General features: G+C 49.4%; 13 protein-coding genes. 2 read left to right on the top strand and 11 right to left on the bottom strand.

Translation table 11 applies throughout. From position 1 onward, the window contains the following. Positions 1 to 6 precede the first annotated feature (6 nt). Positions 7 to 576, top strand: coding sequence for an HNH endonuclease (locus tag ACCI49_RS12350; protein ID WP_371839312.1), 570 nt, complete (start codon positions 7 to 9; stop codon positions 574 to 576). 75 nt (positions 577 to 651) lie between these two features. Here ACCI49_RS12350 and ACCI49_RS12345 read toward each other — a convergent pair whose 3' ends face one another. The 6 genes from ACCI49_RS12345 to ACCI49_RS12320 form a co-directional block, all read right to left on the bottom strand. Next, on the bottom strand, positions 652 to 1,665 hold the full coding sequence (locus ACCI49_RS12345; protein ID WP_371839311.1) for a D-alanine--D-alanine ligase: 1,014 nt from the start codon (positions 1,663 to 1,665) through the stop codon (positions 652 to 654). 4 nt (positions 1,666 to 1,669) lie between these two features. Continuing rightward, positions 1,670 to 2,575, bottom strand: a complete 906-nt coding sequence (gene mepA / locus ACCI49_RS12340) for a penicillin-insensitive murein endopeptidase (RefSeq protein WP_371839309.1) — start codon at positions 2,573 to 2,575, stop codon at positions 1,670 to 1,672. 76 nt (positions 2,576 to 2,651) lie between these two features. Next, complete coding sequence (gene hisC, locus ACCI49_RS12335; RefSeq protein ID WP_371839307.1) at positions 2,652 to 3,725, bottom strand: histidinol-phosphate transaminase; 1,074 nt, start codon at positions 3,723 to 3,725, stop codon at positions 2,652 to 2,654. Continuing rightward, positions 3,722 to 4,765, bottom strand: a complete 1,044-nt coding sequence (locus ACCI49_RS12330; RefSeq protein ID WP_371839306.1) for an FHA domain-containing protein — start codon at positions 4,763 to 4,765, stop codon at positions 3,722 to 3,724. Before ACCI49_RS12330 ends, hisC begins: the two co-directional genes overlap by 4 nt. Next, entirely contained in the window at positions 4,756 to 6,054 is a 1,299-nt protein-coding gene (locus ACCI49_RS12325; RefSeq protein ID WP_371839305.1) for a S1C family serine protease, read from the bottom strand. Before ACCI49_RS12325 ends, ACCI49_RS12330 begins: the two co-directional genes overlap by 10 nt. Positions 6,055 to 6,179: 125 nt before the next feature. Beyond that, on the bottom strand, positions 6,180 to 7,961 hold the full coding sequence (locus ACCI49_RS12320; RefSeq protein ID WP_371839304.1) for a trans-sulfuration enzyme family protein: 1,782 nt from the start codon (positions 7,959 to 7,961) through the stop codon (positions 6,180 to 6,182). A 541-nt stretch (positions 7,962 to 8,502) separates the two neighbouring features. On the opposite strand from ACCI49_RS12320, the gene ACCI49_RS12315 reads away from it, so the two are divergent. Further along, positions 8,503 to 8,988 (top strand): hypothetical protein, encoded by a 486-nt coding sequence (locus ACCI49_RS12315; protein ID WP_371839303.1) that lies wholly within the window; start codon positions 8,503 to 8,505, stop codon positions 8,986 to 8,988. On the opposite strand, the gene ACCI49_RS12310 is transcribed toward ACCI49_RS12315, so the two are convergent. The 5 genes from ACCI49_RS12310 to ACCI49_RS12290 form a co-directional block, all read right to left on the bottom strand. Beyond that, entirely contained in the window at positions 8,985 to 9,671 is a 687-nt protein-coding gene (locus ACCI49_RS12310; RefSeq protein ID WP_371839350.1) for a tetratricopeptide repeat protein, read from the bottom strand. The genes ACCI49_RS12315 and ACCI49_RS12310 overlap by 4 nt on opposite strands. Positions 9,672 to 9,724: 53 nt before the next feature. Next, positions 9,725 to 11,545 (bottom strand): serine/threonine protein kinase, encoded by a 1,821-nt coding sequence (locus ACCI49_RS12305; protein ID WP_371839302.1) that lies wholly within the window; start codon positions 11,543 to 11,545, stop codon positions 9,725 to 9,727. A gap of 612 nt (positions 11,546 to 12,157) precedes the next feature. Then, entirely contained in the window at positions 12,158 to 13,132 is a 975-nt protein-coding gene (locus ACCI49_RS12300) for an FHA domain-containing protein (RefSeq protein WP_371839301.1), read from the bottom strand. Between the two features lie 877 nt (positions 13,133 to 14,009). Continuing rightward, complete coding sequence (locus tag ACCI49_RS12295; protein WP_371839300.1) at positions 14,010 to 14,576, bottom strand: YceI family protein; 567 nt, start codon at positions 14,574 to 14,576, stop codon at positions 14,010 to 14,012. Next, a complete protein-coding gene (locus ACCI49_RS12290; RefSeq protein ID WP_371839299.1) occupies positions 14,573 to 15,184 on the bottom strand; it encodes a cytochrome b in 612 nt (203 codons plus the stop codon). The genes ACCI49_RS12295 and ACCI49_RS12290 overlap by 4 nt, the downstream gene beginning before the upstream one ends. Positions 15,185 to 15,259 lie beyond the last annotated feature (75 nt).

Below are 15,259 nucleotides of genomic sequence, written 5' to 3'. Positions count from 1 at the left end.
GAATTTATGCAAGCGCGGATTTTACGCCTAAATTTGGCAGGTCAGCCATTGGAGTGGCTCACTTGGCAGGAAGCTTCCTGTCTGTATGTACGGGATTTGGTTACTTGGACTCTCGGTGGAATTGTACAGAGGGTACGCGGTGGATTTAATTGTAGCGGTGAGCGTTCCACTTTGGATTTGGCAGCAATTATTGCTTGCGGAGGTGCTCGTATGGCGCGGCCGCGTAGGCGACCGCCGCTGACAAACCGGGCCTTGTTTTTTCGCGATACCCATACTTGCCTCTACTGCGGCAATATCTTCAATTCAGTTGAGCTTACTCGAGATCATGTTATGCCGGTATCGAGAGGCGGCTTTGACTCTTGGGAGAATGTTGTGACGGCCTGCCGACGATGTAACCAGCATAAAGGCAACCATTTGTTGGAGGATATTGAAATGGAATTATTGGCACTGCCATTTTGTCCAAATGCGGCGGAGTATCTGGCACTGATCAACAGTGAACGGATTCGCGGGGACCAGATGGAATTCTTGCGAGGGCAATTTTCCCGGCGAAGGCAGCAGGGATGGCTACTGCATTAGTTGTGTTTTGTAGAGGCCTGAAATAAAAGAAGGGAGAAGGTGTCCCTCCTTTTATTAATAATATGATGTGTGGGGTTACTGCGGTTTCCCATTCTTCTCAGGGACTGCGGTGCGAATCAGGCCGGTTAAATACTCAGCAAAATTGTGGCCATGATTTTCCATCATTTTTGGAAACATGGATTTGGGAGTCATTCCCGGGAATGTATTCACCTCATTGAGATAGAGTTCGCCTTGCTCTGTCAGAAAGAAATCGATGCGGGATAAGTCTTTCAGCTTAAGAGCTTTAAACGCGCGTACTGAAACTTCATGAATCCACGCCAATTGTTCTTCATTTAGGCCTTCTGCCTCAATAAAGGTTTCAGCGCGACTGGCTGCTGCATACTTTTCTTTATAGGTGTAAAAAGTATCAGATGGTGCACGGACCTCCCCGGGAAGTGTGGCGATTAGCTCTTCCTCAAAGGTGTAAACAGCCACTTCAAGTTCCCTGGCTACCAGGGCTTTTTCAATCAGCACATAGGGTGAAAGAGTAAATGCTTTCTCTATTGCAGCCGCCAATTCCTCCTTGCGGGTGACTTTAAAGCAGCCGACAGAGGAACCCTGGTTGGAAGCTTTTACAAATATTGCTTCCCACTTTTCAAGGGCCGCATGAGCTTTTTCCAACTCCTTTTCTTCCAGGCTGTGCAGGAACAGGTAAGGGGTATTATCTATTCCCAGGGCACTCAGCCACATCTTGGTCTTGATTTTGTTAAAGCAGGTTTTGCTCGCTTCGGGCGCAGATCCAAAGTAAGGGATTCCGAACATCTCCAACTGCGATTGCAGGTCACCGGTCTCCCCAGGGTAGCCATGGATGGCGGGGATTACGTAATCCACATCCCAGGCGTTGTCGTTCTCATCGCGAATCTTGCGATCGTAAAAGATATGGTAAACCCGGCCCTGCTTGTCGGTGAGGCAGCCGCTGGAATCCATCTCCACCCGCTTGAGGGCGATGTCATCAGCTTTGGCCAACTGATCCTCAATGAAATCAGCGGTTCGTAGGGACACTTGGTGCTCGCTGCCGCCTCCGCCGCAGATAAGCAAGGTGTTGATCATAGAGTTATTCCGTCTTGGTGCCGGCCGGCGGTGCCAATAAAACCTGCTGGCATTGTTGTGGCATCGTCTTCGGTTTGGGCTTTGTCGGTTGGGGCTTAGTGCCGCTAAGTATTGCGTAGAATTCGTCGCTAAACCACCAGTCCAGGTCATTGCCGCAAGGATCTGTGCGGACCGGTGCCTGGGGCTTACAATTACTGCTTCCCTTGGGGCAGGCCAGGCGCACATGGAAGTGATAATTGTGCCCCCACCAGGGGCGCACCTTACGCAGCCATTCATTATCTTTACCGGTAATTTCACATAGCTGGCGCTTGATAGTGGGGTGTACAAAGATACGTTCCACCCGCTGGTCCTCGGCGGCCATGCGTAGGATTTTGGGGACTCGTTCGTCCCAGTTTTCCTCAATCAGGCGGTGCTCTTTTGCATCTGCCAGAGGAATAGCTGAGATATTATCGCGCTCCCACTGCGTTAGGGGCCGCTTAGCAGCGCGCTGATCCTGGGAGTACCAGATGTCCACATCCAGGCCAGTTTGGTGGCTGCTATGTCCACCGCTGCCAAAGGGGCCGCCGCGGGCCATGGACATATCACCAATCTGTATTCTGCCCAGGTCATTCTGCGCCACGCTTTGCGAGAAGTCTTTCAGGAAGGCGATAGTATCCGGGTGTGCAAAATGGCGTTCACGGCCTGTACGCACCAGTTGGTAACCCTCACCTCGCAAGGGCAGGGTTTCTCCCCCGGCAAGGCAGCCATTGGTGTAGGTACCGATGCTAGAGGCAGCCTGTGCGCTGGGCTTTTCAGTCTCTTCCCAGGGGTTGGCCTGGGCGATGCTACTGAAAGCGATTGAGGTAATAGCCAGGGCGCGGGCAATCAGCTTGGGGTGTTTGATAGTGGGGTACGTTGATGGAAAGTACATAGATCCCATATTACCGGTAAGTCACTGAAGTCGGACCGCAGTCAAGCAGACCCGACGAGTATAGACAGGCTGCCTGCTAGCTCTGTGACGCAAGTATCTCTTTGCAGTTCCGTATAAGCTGGTCCATTTCATCATCTGTGCCGATGGAAATTCTCAAGTATTCGCTGATACGGGGCTTGTTGAAGTAGCGTACCAGGATATTCCGCTCGCGCAGCGCCAAGTATAGGGTTTCAGCCCCAGGCTCCGGCGGTTTTGCCAGGATGAAGTTTGCCTTGGAGGACACGACCTGGAAGCCCAGCTCTTGCAGGGCTTCCTCACTGCGCTGGCGCGTAGCGATGACCTTGCCGCAGTTATCTGCATGCCAGGCGCTGTCGCGTATAGCGGCGGTTGCAACCTGTTGGGCAATGGCGTCTATTGGATAGGAATTAAAGGAGTTTTTGGCGCGAAGCAGCCCCTCAATCAAATGCTTCTGTCCCATCGCAAAACCGAGGCGCAAGCCGGCCAGGGCATAGGACTTGGATAGGGTGTGGATCACCAGTAGATTAGGGTGTTGATCAATCAATCGAGTCGCACTTTCTCCGCCGAAATCGATATAGGCCTCGTCAATAATCACCACCTGCTCTGATTGCAGGCGCAACAGTTCTTCGATTTGATCAAGTGGCAGGTAGCGGCCAGTTGGTGCATTGGGGTTGGGGATAATGATGCCCCCGGCATTACCGGCAAAGTCCTCTACCGCAAGGGTGAAGTCCGCGCGCAGAGGGATGGTACGGGGTTCAATATCAAAAAGCTGGCAGTACACCGGATAAAAACTGTAGGTAATATCGGGGAATAGCAGGGGGTCGCTACGACGGAAAAAACTGTAGAAACTCAGCGCCAGAACCTCATCGGAGCCATTGCCTACAAATATTTGATTGTCATTGAGATCGTAGCGCTCGGCAATGGCTGCGCGCAGCTCACAGGATTCCGGGTCCGGGTAGCGGCGCAGGGCATCAGCAAAATCGCCTTGGGCTAACAGAGAGAGCGCCTCTGGTGAGGCAGGGTAGGGGTTCTCATTTGTATTGAGTTTGACCAGGTTTTTGCTATTGGCTTGTTCGCCTGGAGTATAAGGTTCCAGCTTTTCCAGTCCAGGGCTCCAAAACGACTTGTTCATTGCTCAACCTCAATGTTACTGCCCGCGTCTTCTGCAGTAGAACTGTCCTTATTCCCCGTTTCTGACTCGTCTTTCTCGATGGGAATATCAAACAGTGCCGGTGAGCCGGCAATAAATTCCTGCATCGGTACCGGTTTGCGCAGCAGCATATTATCGTACTTGAGTTCGGTGGAAATTTCCGGGGCTTCACTGAAGTCGTTGAGCTTGCTGAGGCTTTCAATCAGGCTGAGGCCCAAAAAGCCGATGGGCATTACTAGCGCTACAGCCCAACGCCAGCCGCGCCCAAGGTTGGTGGCCAGATAACAGGCGCACCAGAGCATGGCCGGCAGTATGATTGCGAGCACCAGGAAGTCGAGAGCCTCCATCATATCGCCGATAGCGAAGTTGTAGTTCAGCACCCCGCCAAACCACTCCCAAACGGTATAGCTAAGAGCGCCGATAGCGGCGATAGACAGGTGGGCGAAGAAGTGGGTTTCATGTTTTACCACCCGGCCGATAAAAGCCCAGGCACCGGCGTAAATGACTAGGCCGATGATTGCGCTGGCCAATATATTGACAGCAATTGTCCATTCATAGGTGCGCGCATAGTTGACGTAACTGAGCAGAACCGTGGAACAAGCCACTGCCAATACCAGCAGTATGGCGTTTAATGGGCGAGACAGCCCTGAGAAAAAACTTTCCAGAGAGTGCAACGGCGCAGCTTCTGGCACAGCAGCATCAGAATGGAACAGGCGCAGCCGAGATTTTCCACACTGCACTAAGTCCCCTGAGGTGATTTGGTGTGAGGAGATTTCGCCTGGCTTGACCGACTTGTCCTGGAGGTTGCCCAGCAGTTGGCTGCCATTAATAGAATTCAGGTCGTGCAGAGTGTAACTGCCGTCCTCTTCGTGGCGTATTTCAGCGTGGCGGCCATCGGCATGAATATCCTCAAGGATAGCATCGTTACTGAAAGCGCGGCCCAGAGTGAATTTTTCCCCATCCATGCGGTAACGCATCTGCACCCGGTGGGCACGGTTGAGTTCTTCAATAATCAGTGCCATTGGATCTCGCTTGTGAACTTCTCGGTAAAGGCGTCGGCGGACTCCTGGGTAAAACCGGAGAGGGTAAAGTGGCTGACCAGTGCGCGGTTTTTCTGGTCCACACTGAGGCTCAGGAAGAAGATGTCATATAAATCAGGGAAGTCTTTATAGCGCCTTACACAATAACTGGTGCGTGCAATCAGTGGTTTTTTACTGCGATCTGGTTTTGACACTGGGACATCGCCAGTACGTGGTTGGGAGGTAAAGCCCTGGTGACACCGATAATTGGTTACATCTTCTTCACCAGCACTATTGCCTGGATAAAATGTGCTCATCTGTTGTTCATATTCGGCGTAAAAACGAGCGGGCAACAAATTGTCTGCCTCCAGCCAGAAAAATTCATACTCCACTCTGCCAGTGTTGAACTCGTCAGAAAGGAAAATAACATCTTGCCCAGTGCAGCCTTTATCGATGCGTTTAATGGGGCTTTCATCATCGTCCAGGGTATTGCCCCAACACTTAATGGCCGGCACGATCTCCCCAACTACCTTAGCGTCACCAAGTGAGCGGCGCTTCCAGTCGGCCTGCAGTATCGAGTCGATAATTCGCTGCTGGTTGTCGATAAGCTGCTGGTAGGTGACAGCCTTTAAGTCCAGGGCTTCATCGCGCTGGTGGAAGTGCTGTACTAGCGTGGAAAGCTTGTCTACTGGCACCAGGAAACTCACTTGGTTTCCAGCAGTGGCAACATTAATGCCTACTACTTGGCCGCGGGTATTGATTGCTGGGCCGCCACTCATTCCGGGGTTGATGGAGCCGGCAAAGTGGATACGATCGTAAAAACTGCCGCCGGCAATCCCGTTGTAGGTACCGGGAATCAGTGTCATACCCAGATCCAAAGGATTGCCGAGGGAAACAATGGTTTCGCCCTTCTTGGGGGTGTCGGTGGCAAGTTGAAGATACTCCTTGCCGGGATTGTCCTGGCGCAGCAGGGCCAGGTCGTTCACCACGTCGATATCCAGTAGCTCCAGTGTACCTTTGATGCCGTCAGTGGATAGGTACTCCAATGTGTATTTTTCGGGATCACTGACGGCCTGAGCGACTACATGGTAGTTAGTGGCGAGTAATCCATCGGCGGAAATTTGGAACCCCGAACCGAGACCTGCTTTGGAGTTGGAAGATTTTTCAATTAGGCGAATTTGATAAAGACTGCCGCGGTAATCGCTGTAAAGCTGCTCATAGCCCTGGGCCAGCGCTAGTGCAGACAGGCTGCAGAGCACCCAGGCCAGAAGGCATGCGGGAAATTTGGGCATTTTTGTTTGATTAAATTATGGACAGAAACGGCGATACTACGGGATTTAGGGTAGTGCAACAAGCTCGGCGCAGTGGTAGTGACCAACTGCGCCGTTTTTATCTATCTATTTCTTATCGGTGTCTTTCACAGATAATCGGCAATTTTCGGCTGTGCTTCCGCCACTTTTTGGTGGGACTGCATATAGAAGCGGGTAAAGAGCGCGTCGGCCTCTTCGGGTGTAATAAAGCCTTCACTGAACCCTGGGCTTACTGGGTCCAGGTGCAGGCGAGCGGAATTAATCACATGGGCCGCGAGCTGGGCCATATTCTCATCTCCGACGGAAATTCGAATTGTGGTTGGGAATATGCCCGCAGCTTCCATCGCTTCTGGCGAAAGCTCTGAGTGGGAGGTGAGGGCCGGGCAGAGCACCATGGTGTTGGTTTGTCCCAGGCTTACCATCTGTCCGAAGGCGGGCTCCAGCGCATCAAAGAAACTCTTGAACGCTTCAGTGGGAATCTGTGCCGCCTCCATATCAATACTGAATAACGGTGTTGGGAATTGGTAGCGCATTAAGGACTCGCGCATTTTTGAATTCGGATGACTTTCTACTGCATGGCTATTCACACGGATTTTATTGTGGCTGGCAAAGAAATGGCTAAGGCTCAGTGTATTAATACATTTAGTGAGCATACGCATTTCCAGGGTACGCATGCCGCAGTGTACCTCCCAGGCTTTGTCTGCATCCAGGAATGCACCTTTGATGTAATACACATCCCAGAACATGCACTGATCCCAGTTGAGTCCTTTGGCGCTGTCCCCTTTGGGAATAAACATACGGTGGTTTTCCCCGATAACTACGCCAGCTGTCGCGGCTCCGGTGCCGCCAATATCCTTGGTGTAGGAGTGCACAACAAAATCCGGGCGCTCTTCCCTGTCCTCTCTACGCAATGGTTGGTATAGGAAAGGAGTGGCTAGGGTGGCGTCCAGGCTGACAAGGAGATTTTCCTGGTGCGCGGCCTTACAGATGGCCGGCACATCCAGCATGATACCGTGGGGGTTACAGGGTGATTCGATATAGGTGTGGATCTTGGCTCCCCCAGCAAGAGCATCCGCATAATCTCGCTGGGTTTCATTTAATAGCTTTTTAAATTCCTCTCCACTGGTACCATCAAACCAAACCAACTGGATAGCGAGCTTGTCTTTGCGCGCATAAAAATCCTGTAGCAGTTGGTGCACGCCGCCGTAGATATTGCGCGAGACAATCAATATATCATCGCGGCGCAGCTGGTTGGAGAGCAGTGCATCAATGGCGGCCATACCGGAGTTAAAGTTCCAGGCCATATATTCGTTTGCCGCAGGGCCACACTCGAGATCCACAATGGCGTTGGCCAGGGAAATAGAAGTGGGGTTGAGTAGACGCGAGTAGATATCATGGCTGGGTTCGCGGCCGCGAAAGGCATCATCGACCCACTCGGTGCAGGCATAAATGTAAGTGGCAGTACGTGCAATTACCGGCGTAGCAGAAAAAATCGCGGGAATATTGTCGAACAACGGGTAACCACCACGGGTGGTGATATTAAAATCATCTCCCTGCAGGCTTTGAAAACTAGCCCGTAACGGATTTTGTAAAGTGTCTAACAGCTTTGCCAGCTGGAAACTCATAAAGCGCTTGGCGTTGAAGTAGGCGATTTTATCTGAGCGGTCCAAGCGCTGCAGGGTCTCTGTAACCTGACTCCACAGTTGGTTCAGGTTGCCCTGAGCCTGATATAGCAGTGCCGCAGTTTGCTCCAGTAACCGGCCGTGCTCCGACTTTGTATCGATACAGAAATGCTGCAACTGCTCCCGGGCCAGCTCCTTAATATTTGTGGCTTCGGTAGTATTGCGGCGGGGAGAAAGAATTTTTACATCTTCGAGATTCGCTTCCATCGTATCCTCACTAAGCGACGCTTTTTGTTATATGACGACTCTAACAGCCTATACCGAGGCATAAAACACTTGGCGCGTAATTTTCTGTAATTGGGTGTGATAGACCTGTAATTCGTAAATCCGTACAGTGGATTCCAGTTGAGGGGGTACGGGAGATTGTGAAAGCTATCTCCTAGCCATGGACAGGCAGCCCTCGCAACATAACTTCGGATGAATTTGGTTTTCTCGTGCTTTTTACTAGTGCGACGGATGGGAAAGGATTCAGCGCAAGCTGAACGGTCAAGCTGGAGCCGACAGGTGCAGAGTCTTAGTCGGAACTTTTGGATGAGCTTGCCCGAGGCATGGATGCCAAATTTTGCTCTTGATAGTGTTGTTGTAACCGTCGATGGTTGGGACCATCATTCGGGCCGGCAGTATCAATACCGCCGGCTTTTTTTTACACCGGGACCGGTTATGATGACGCAGTCACAGACGTAGTTTACATTAGATAAAACGTCTTCTGGTGACACCAAATAACAAATTCTTACGAGAGGGATGAACAATGGGCGCTTGTGCCGACTTACCCGTACTGGAGTGCGAGGTACCTAAAGAGGGATTGAAGCTGGATCTGGTTTTGCAGCCCAGGGAGCAAAAAAATGGTGAGCCCCAGTATTGGCCGCTGTTTAATGCCGATAATCCGGAAGAGCATTTTGGCAATATGCACTTCAACCTTCATGAAGGTGGGGAGCTCACTTTGAAGATTTCCTTGGATCTATCAGAGGTATTTGGTCGGGAACTGGAGTTTGTTTGTTATCGCCAAAATTACAAGCTGGATGGGATTATTGCCTTAAGTCCTGATTTCCGTCACCAGTTCCGTTCTCGCGCAAAGGAGGTGGACGGCGATTACACGAAGCTGGTCATTAAAGTTAAAGATAAAGAGCGCATCCCTGACAATTTCTCATTTTTGTGGATGTGTGTAGATGCGGAAACAGGAATGCACTTTGTTTCTGGTGATCCTAATGCTGTAATTAACCCTGTACCAGACTAAGGACAGATAGTTTTTATTACAGCTTGGGAGGCTTGTCGTTTGGTACAGATGCGCTGAAACGCAGGCAGCGAAAACCATTCTGGAGTAAACCCTTGCTGTATTAGCTGCTCCAAATGATAGCTTGCGGATTGCCATTCTTCGGCGAGAGTATAAACTAAAGCTGCGGAGTGCATTACGTTGATGCTATCAGGTGCATCTCGTAAAAGGCCTTTTATTAGTGCGATTGAGTCGGCGGCTCTTCTGTGATGGGCAAGAGCTTCGGCTCTGTATCTTCTTGATAAGATATCTTTTGTATCAGTCTCATCTGTGAGTGCTATTATTTTACTAAAGTACTCATTAGCTTTTTTGTTATCTGATAGCATTAAGTGTACTTCAGCAAGGTGGTAGATGGCTGTTAAGTTATTCGGAGATTCCTGGTACAGTAAATTGTGGTGAAATAGTGCTTTTTCATATTCACCTTTTAGGAAGTAAATGGTTCCGAGATTGGACTTGGTTTGCCAGTCCCGTAGAGGCTCAGGGATGGAAATAATAGCTTTTTCTGCTTTTGATAAATTGCCAGTTTGTAATTCGATTACCCCCAGTAAATTGTAGGCCTTCCACCTTTCAGGGTAGGTTTTTATCATCTTTTTTAACGTGGTTTTTGCAGATGTGTAATCTCCTAGTGCCATTTCATTAATAGCAATATAATAAAAATTATTAAAGGATGGGCTAAGTGCAGCGGCTTCCTGAGCATAAGCTAAGCTAAGCTAAGCTGGTGGCTACCATGCATGTATTGAAAACGGGAGTATTGGGCTAGAAGGTGTGCTGAAGGGTGGCCTCTAGTTTGTAGCTTCTTTAATATGGACTCAAATCCTTTGCGGTCCGAGCCTAAAGACTTTATTAGTAATTTAGCCTCTAGCAAGGCTGTCTCATTAGTGATAAAGCCTTCGGCGCTAGTCAGTATGCCTAGGGCCTCGGACAGAAGTCTATTATCATTGGTGGTCGCGAATAGAACTGCAGAAGCTTTCGCATAGGCTGAATAAAGATTTGTATTTTGAGGATATGTTCCAATTAGCTCTTTTAGTATTTCTTGGTCGGCAGCTTGTATTGTTTGGTCGCCACCAATTTTGGAGAGTAGAGTTAAGTATCGGCTGTAATCCTCGTTGTCCATTCTAATTTCTTGATTAGGTTCTTTCCGGTAATTCTTGGAGAAGAGTTGGAGAGCATTATTACCGATGGTGTATTGGGCTTCTTGCCTTTTGTCACTAAGGAAGACGAAACCGGTTTGCTGGCGAATTTGGCTGTCTACAGGATTGATCCTTTGTAGTTCAATGTTGCAACGAAGTTGCATACAGTCAAGGCGGGCAAGTAAGGCATCAGTAACGCCTTTATTTTGTAATTTTTTTAGCTGTTCCTCATAGTTTTCCCCTTCAATGGGATTATAGCTCACTAAGGCGCTAGACTTGAGTTGGGACGGTGTGCCAAGCAGAGCTTGGCGTACCATAGCCTTTACCAGTACCTCAGCATTCTTTCCACCCCTTACCGTTCCATTAATCTCTACGGGAAGTACGGCAATATACTGTGGTGGTAACTGCATAAAGGTTTTCCAGCCCCAAAATGCAGTAGTTCCGGCTAGTATGAGGCCCATAAATACCGTGGTAATTTTCCCAGTTTTTTTTCTTGGTTTGATCAGTAGCTGGGTAACGGTCTCAGAATACTGTTGCGTATTAGCATCTATACCATGCTTTCGAACAAGCTCAAGTGCTTCATAGACTTGTAAGGCAGAATCGGGGCGCTGTTCTGGTCGTTTGCTAAGTAGCCTGTCCAAGAGGGCTGCAAGCGGTTTGGGGATCTCCGGCCAAGACTTCTGAGGGAGTATATGAGGTGAGCTAGTGATTTGCTGGGCAAAAGCAAGTGCGCTCTTGTCTCCACGCTCAAAAGGTTTGGCCTGACAAAGTAGCTCATAAGTAATACTGCCTAGGCTAAATAAATCGCTGCGAGCATCTAGCTTGGCTCCTTGCAATTGTTCCGGAGACATTGCTTGAACACTACCTGCAATATGGTCCTCGCGAGTGAGTTGCTGTTCGCAGTCCAACGCTTTGGCAATTCCAAAGTCGGTAATTTTGGCAATACCATCGACGGTTACGAGAATATTTTCTGGTTTAAGATCCCTGTGGATAATGCCCAGAGAGTGGGCCTTACTGAGTCCTTGGCAAATCTGCATCAATAAGTCAAGCTTTTCCGCTAAGGTTGGGGTGTGCTCACGCATCCACTCCTTAAGGGTTACCCCCTCAACCAGTTCCATGACTAAGGCAATACTGTGCTTCTCTTCGAGCACATCGTACAATCGTACAATATTTGGGTGGTTGAGCCTGGCTAACAGTTGAGCTTCGCTGCGGAAGCGGGCTTCAGCAGAATTACCAGTCATATCTGAGCGAAGTTGCTTAATGGCAACTTTGCGACCAAGCTTCATATCCTCAGCGAGGTAAACGACCCCCATGCCGCCTGCGCCCAAAGTGCATTCTACCCTGTATCGACCCTGATATTTCTCTGTCTTCTCCAGTGCAACTACGTCCATTGTAATAAATTCTTCTTGGATGGATGGGCCATTCTACCCGATGGTACATTTTCGTGAAGCTATCTGTTTTCTTTCTGAAGGAAATGGTTCACGATATTCTATATCTTTTGGCTTGATGGCCTCTAGTGTACGCCTACTGTTGGGTTAGTATAAAGGGGGCAGCGCAGAACGCCAAAACTGACTTGACTTAAAGTATAAGTAGCCCAGAACTCGATAGTTGTGAGTTAGGCTAAGCTATTTCCAACTCTAAAGACTTGCGACTAAAAAGTTACCCGAGAAAATTTTATCGTTGTTAGTTATATAGCTTTTGTCTGTTCATGGTTTCTAAGTAAGACAAGGCTTCAGGCGCCGAACCGTCTATTTTTAGATAGTATCTCAATCGCTGAACACTTGGTCCAAATCTTCACAGCCTCCTGCTCATAAAGGTAGCTAGAGCTGGGGTGAACAACTAGAATTTGGCTCACCTTGTAGTAGGCGATAGTAAAAAGGAAGTTACAAGGATATTGGAAAGTTTTCTAAGACTCTTGCTTTCTAAGTACTCTTCCCTGGCAATAAAAGACCGGGTGAGAGAAGAAGGGGTGGCTAGCCCCGGGACTCCTTGATATATGTCAGCTACGCTTCTTGCGTTTCAGTCTTCGCCTCCAATTGAGTGCCTTTATAAATCTCAAACTGATGACAACCAAGGCGAATCTCCCAGGAGCGGCGCTCCACGAGATTTGAGGTATCAACAGCATCTGGCAGAGATTCTGAAATCTGTTTGCGCGCACGGAAGATCTGTGTATTCAAGTGGTTGACGGTAATACCCAGCTCGTGGGTAGCTACTTGTATGGAAACCCAACCCTGAGAGTCTGTATCCATGCCGTTTTGCATGTCGCAGAAGCGGGCGCGAGCAAGATACAGAAGTAGGTAGTTGTGAATACGTGCTGGTAGGGACTGCTTCATGCCTTCCCGTTGCAACTGTAATTGTACGTGTTCTTCATGGGAACTAACCGAGAAGCGCAGGCCAAAGTCGGTGATCGAGAGTTGTTGCAAGGATAGCTCCTTGGTTGCGCCCTGATTGTCAGCCAAGAATAACTGCCAGCTTTTAAGGCCACAGTCGACCCTGTCGCCATGGTTCACTTGGAGCTTGTTGCCACCCTCGGTGGAGTTACCGGTAAATTCATACTGCCACTGGGCAGTTACCGGGCTGAAGTGCAGGCTGGCTAGAGGTTCGCTCTCATCCGGCAGCAAGTGGTATTGCTCTAGTAGCTGTGCTTCTCCGGTCTGCAGGTCGATCAATAGGTTTTCGGGGGCGTCGAGGTTTTCAACGATCCATTCAGGGTTATTGACCCGACCAAAACAGATTTTGTCACCGGTTTGTAGTGGATAGCTTTTGGCGGGGACCAGCTGTTGGCCATTGAGCCAGGTTCCATTGCGGCTGAGGTCGCGAATATTCCAGTGGGTGCCGGTCCACTGGATTGCTGCATGGATGCCAGATATTTCGGCGCTGGTGATACGGGTGTCCACGGCGCCCTGCCGGCGACCAACAGTGTGGTGCGCCATGAGATAAACTGGTTGTTCCCTATCTGGATGCTCTAAGCAAGCCATTATTTTGTCCTTTTCACTCCGATCCGATTATCGGAACTTTCTGCAAGTCTGATTCTTCGACACTCAAAACGAGGCGAGCGCACTGACTTAAGAGAAGTAAAGGAAACCTGTATTGATAAGGTTAATCTCTGTTCAAGCGCTTGCTCAAAACCGCAATGTATCAGGTTGTTAGCCATATCGACCATGGGTGATGGTAATTTAACCGTCTGTTCCGGGGGATTACTAACCTTCCTGTAAGTAAGTGGTTACTAAGAGTTTGAAGTTGCTCTTGTATTGTCGTCCCATTTATACCTATCTAAGGAACGATTGCAATGATTGATACTAATTCTCACTATTTTCGCTGAAAAGTTGCTCTGACGTCAAAAGCGCCGTAATAGTTTGTGCTTACTCAGTGTGAACTGGTTCGAATTTCTATAGTTTTTTGCAGCTTTTAATTGGTGCTAACGTTCCTGGTAGGTGCACCTTCTCCAGGCTCTAAACGAATGCCGCTGGGGTGCTGTCTTTTGCCAAGAGCCGGTCAAATGTTGTCCAGAGCTGGATTGTTTACACATTCCCTGCGTATCTTAGTTACTAAAAAGCTGCGCTGATAACGCTTAGCTTGGCACTCATGATCAGCGCACTTTGGCCGACGGCTGATTAACCGAGTTGGATTGGTGGCTTTGGTCTTGCTATTGGTTTTCTACTTGCCCAAGAGACTAATGACGGGACTGGAATGTGCCAGGTGTCTGTATTGATGGAGTGGCTGATTAGTATTTGGTTTTTCGGCGTAATTGATTTTATCCCATTGAATTGAAGGCTAGTCCGGCCATGGGAATGAAAGGGGGCCCTGGCTTATATGGCATTGCCCCCTAAAGCAGTCGAATATTTACATACCGATTTAGATACGGATACCCTCGATATCCAGGATCATTTCAACCTTCTGAGAGGCGGGGCCTAGATTGTAATCAATACCAAAATCTTTTAGTTCAAACTCTGTAGTGCCACTGAAGCCTTGACGGTAGCCACCCCAGGGGTCTTTGCCGCCACCAATGTTGGTGACATCTATAGTGATTGGCTTGGTAACACCGCGCAAAGTCAATTCACCTTTTAGTACTGCTTTACCATTGTCGAGTGGCTCAAAACTGGTGCTTTTGAAGGTGGCTGAGGGAAATTTCTCTGTATAGAGGAAGTCAGTACCGCGCAAGTGCTTGTCGCGCTCAGCGTGGTTACTGTTAAGACTGGTTACGTCGATATTGACATTGACCGACGACTTCTCCGGTGCTTTATCGTCGTAAACAAATGAGCCATTAAAATCGTCAAAGCGCCCATATAGCCAACTGTAGCCAAGGTGCTTGATACGAAACTGCACAAAGGCGTGAGCCCCTTTGGTATCGATCTTATACTGGGCAGCCTGGGCTGTAGTGCCAAGTAGCGCAGCGAAAAGAATTGCAGCTAGCTTTTTCATATAGTTTTTTCCTTTTTTGTGGTTGTGATGGGGGGGGATTCTTCTGAGCGGAGAGATTTATCCGGGACTCCGAGAATCTTAAGCAAGGTTGAGTCACGGTTGATAAAGTGATGTTTAAGCGCTGCCAAGGCGTGGATGGTTATCAGCGCCATTAGGGTCCAGGCCAGAATTTCATGGAAACTTCCAGAGATGTCCTCCTGGTTGGGGAGGTTTTGGATGGTGGCAGGCACGCTGAACCAGCTAAAAACTGTTATGGCCTGCCCGTCGGCGGTAGAGATCAGATACCCAGACAGCATGATCGCAAGCAGCAGTATATAGATGAGGCTGTGGGTGGTTGTTGCGGCTAGCATTTGCCAGCGCGGTGTGCTTGGCTCGGCGCGTGGGGCTATGTTAACCAGGCGCCAGAGCAAGCGGACTGCCAAGAGGATCAATAGCAGAATGCCAATGCTTTTATGAATATTGGGAGCCTGTTGGTACCAGGGGTCGTAGTAGGACAATTGGCGCATCCACCAACCCAAAGCAAAAAGGCCAATGATGGCCGGTGCCATCAGCCAGTGCAAAGCAATGGCAACCCAGCCGTAGCGAGTCTGGTTATTCCGTGCCTGCACGCTTTACCTCCCGAGGTCTCTTCCCGCTGTTTGAATTTGACTGGCGCTAGGGTACAGCCTTTGAGCCTCGCGACC

Source organism: Microbulbifer epialgicus (assembly GCF_041447265.1).
GTDB classification, from domain to species: domain Bacteria; phylum Pseudomonadota; class Gammaproteobacteria; order Pseudomonadales; family Cellvibrionaceae; genus Microbulbifer; species Microbulbifer epialgicus.
The sequence above is the reverse complement of the archived record's forward strand: the minus strand, read 5'-3'. Positions and strand labels throughout refer to the sequence as shown.

Bases quoted from the DNA above. Each gene is read 5' to 3' on its own strand.
- ACCI49_RS12300 (WP_371839301.1), bottom strand. From the start codon at position 13,132: ATGGCTTGCTTAGAGCATCCAGATAGGGAACAACCAGTTTATCTCATG.
- ACCI49_RS12325 (WP_371839305.1), bottom strand. From the start codon at position 6,054: ATGCCCAAATTTCCCGCATGCCTTCTGGCCTGGGTGCTCTGCAGCCTG.
- mepA (WP_371839309.1), bottom strand. From the start codon at position 2,575: ATGTACTTTCCATCAACGTACCCCACTATCAAACACCCCAAGCTGATT.
- hisC (WP_371839307.1), bottom strand. From the start codon at position 3,725: ATGAACAAGTCGTTTTGGAGCCCTGGACTGGAAAAGCTGGAACCTTAT.
- ACCI49_RS12315 (WP_371839303.1), top strand. From the start codon at position 8,503: ATGGGCGCTTGTGCCGACTTACCCGTACTGGAGTGCGAGGTACCTAAA.
- ACCI49_RS12350 (WP_371839312.1), top strand. From the start codon at position 7: ATGCAAGCGCGGATTTTACGCCTAAATTTGGCAGGTCAGCCATTGGAG.
- ACCI49_RS12320 (WP_371839304.1), bottom strand. From the start codon at position 7,961: ATGGAAGCGAATCTCGAAGATGTAAAAATTCTTTCTCCCCGCCGCAAT.
- ACCI49_RS12345 (WP_371839311.1), bottom strand. From the start codon at position 1,665: ATGATCAACACCTTGCTTATCTGCGGCGGAGGCGGCAGCGAGCACCAA.
- ACCI49_RS12330 (WP_371839306.1), bottom strand. From the start codon at position 4,765: ATGGCACTGATTATTGAAGAACTCAACCGTGCCCACCGGGTGCAGATG.
- ACCI49_RS12305 (WP_371839302.1), bottom strand. From the start codon at position 11,545: ATGGACGTAGTTGCACTGGAGAAGACAGAGAAATATCAGGGTCGATAC.
- ACCI49_RS12295 (WP_371839300.1), bottom strand. From the start codon at position 14,576: ATGAAAAAGCTAGCTGCAATTCTTTTCGCTGCGCTACTTGGCACTACA.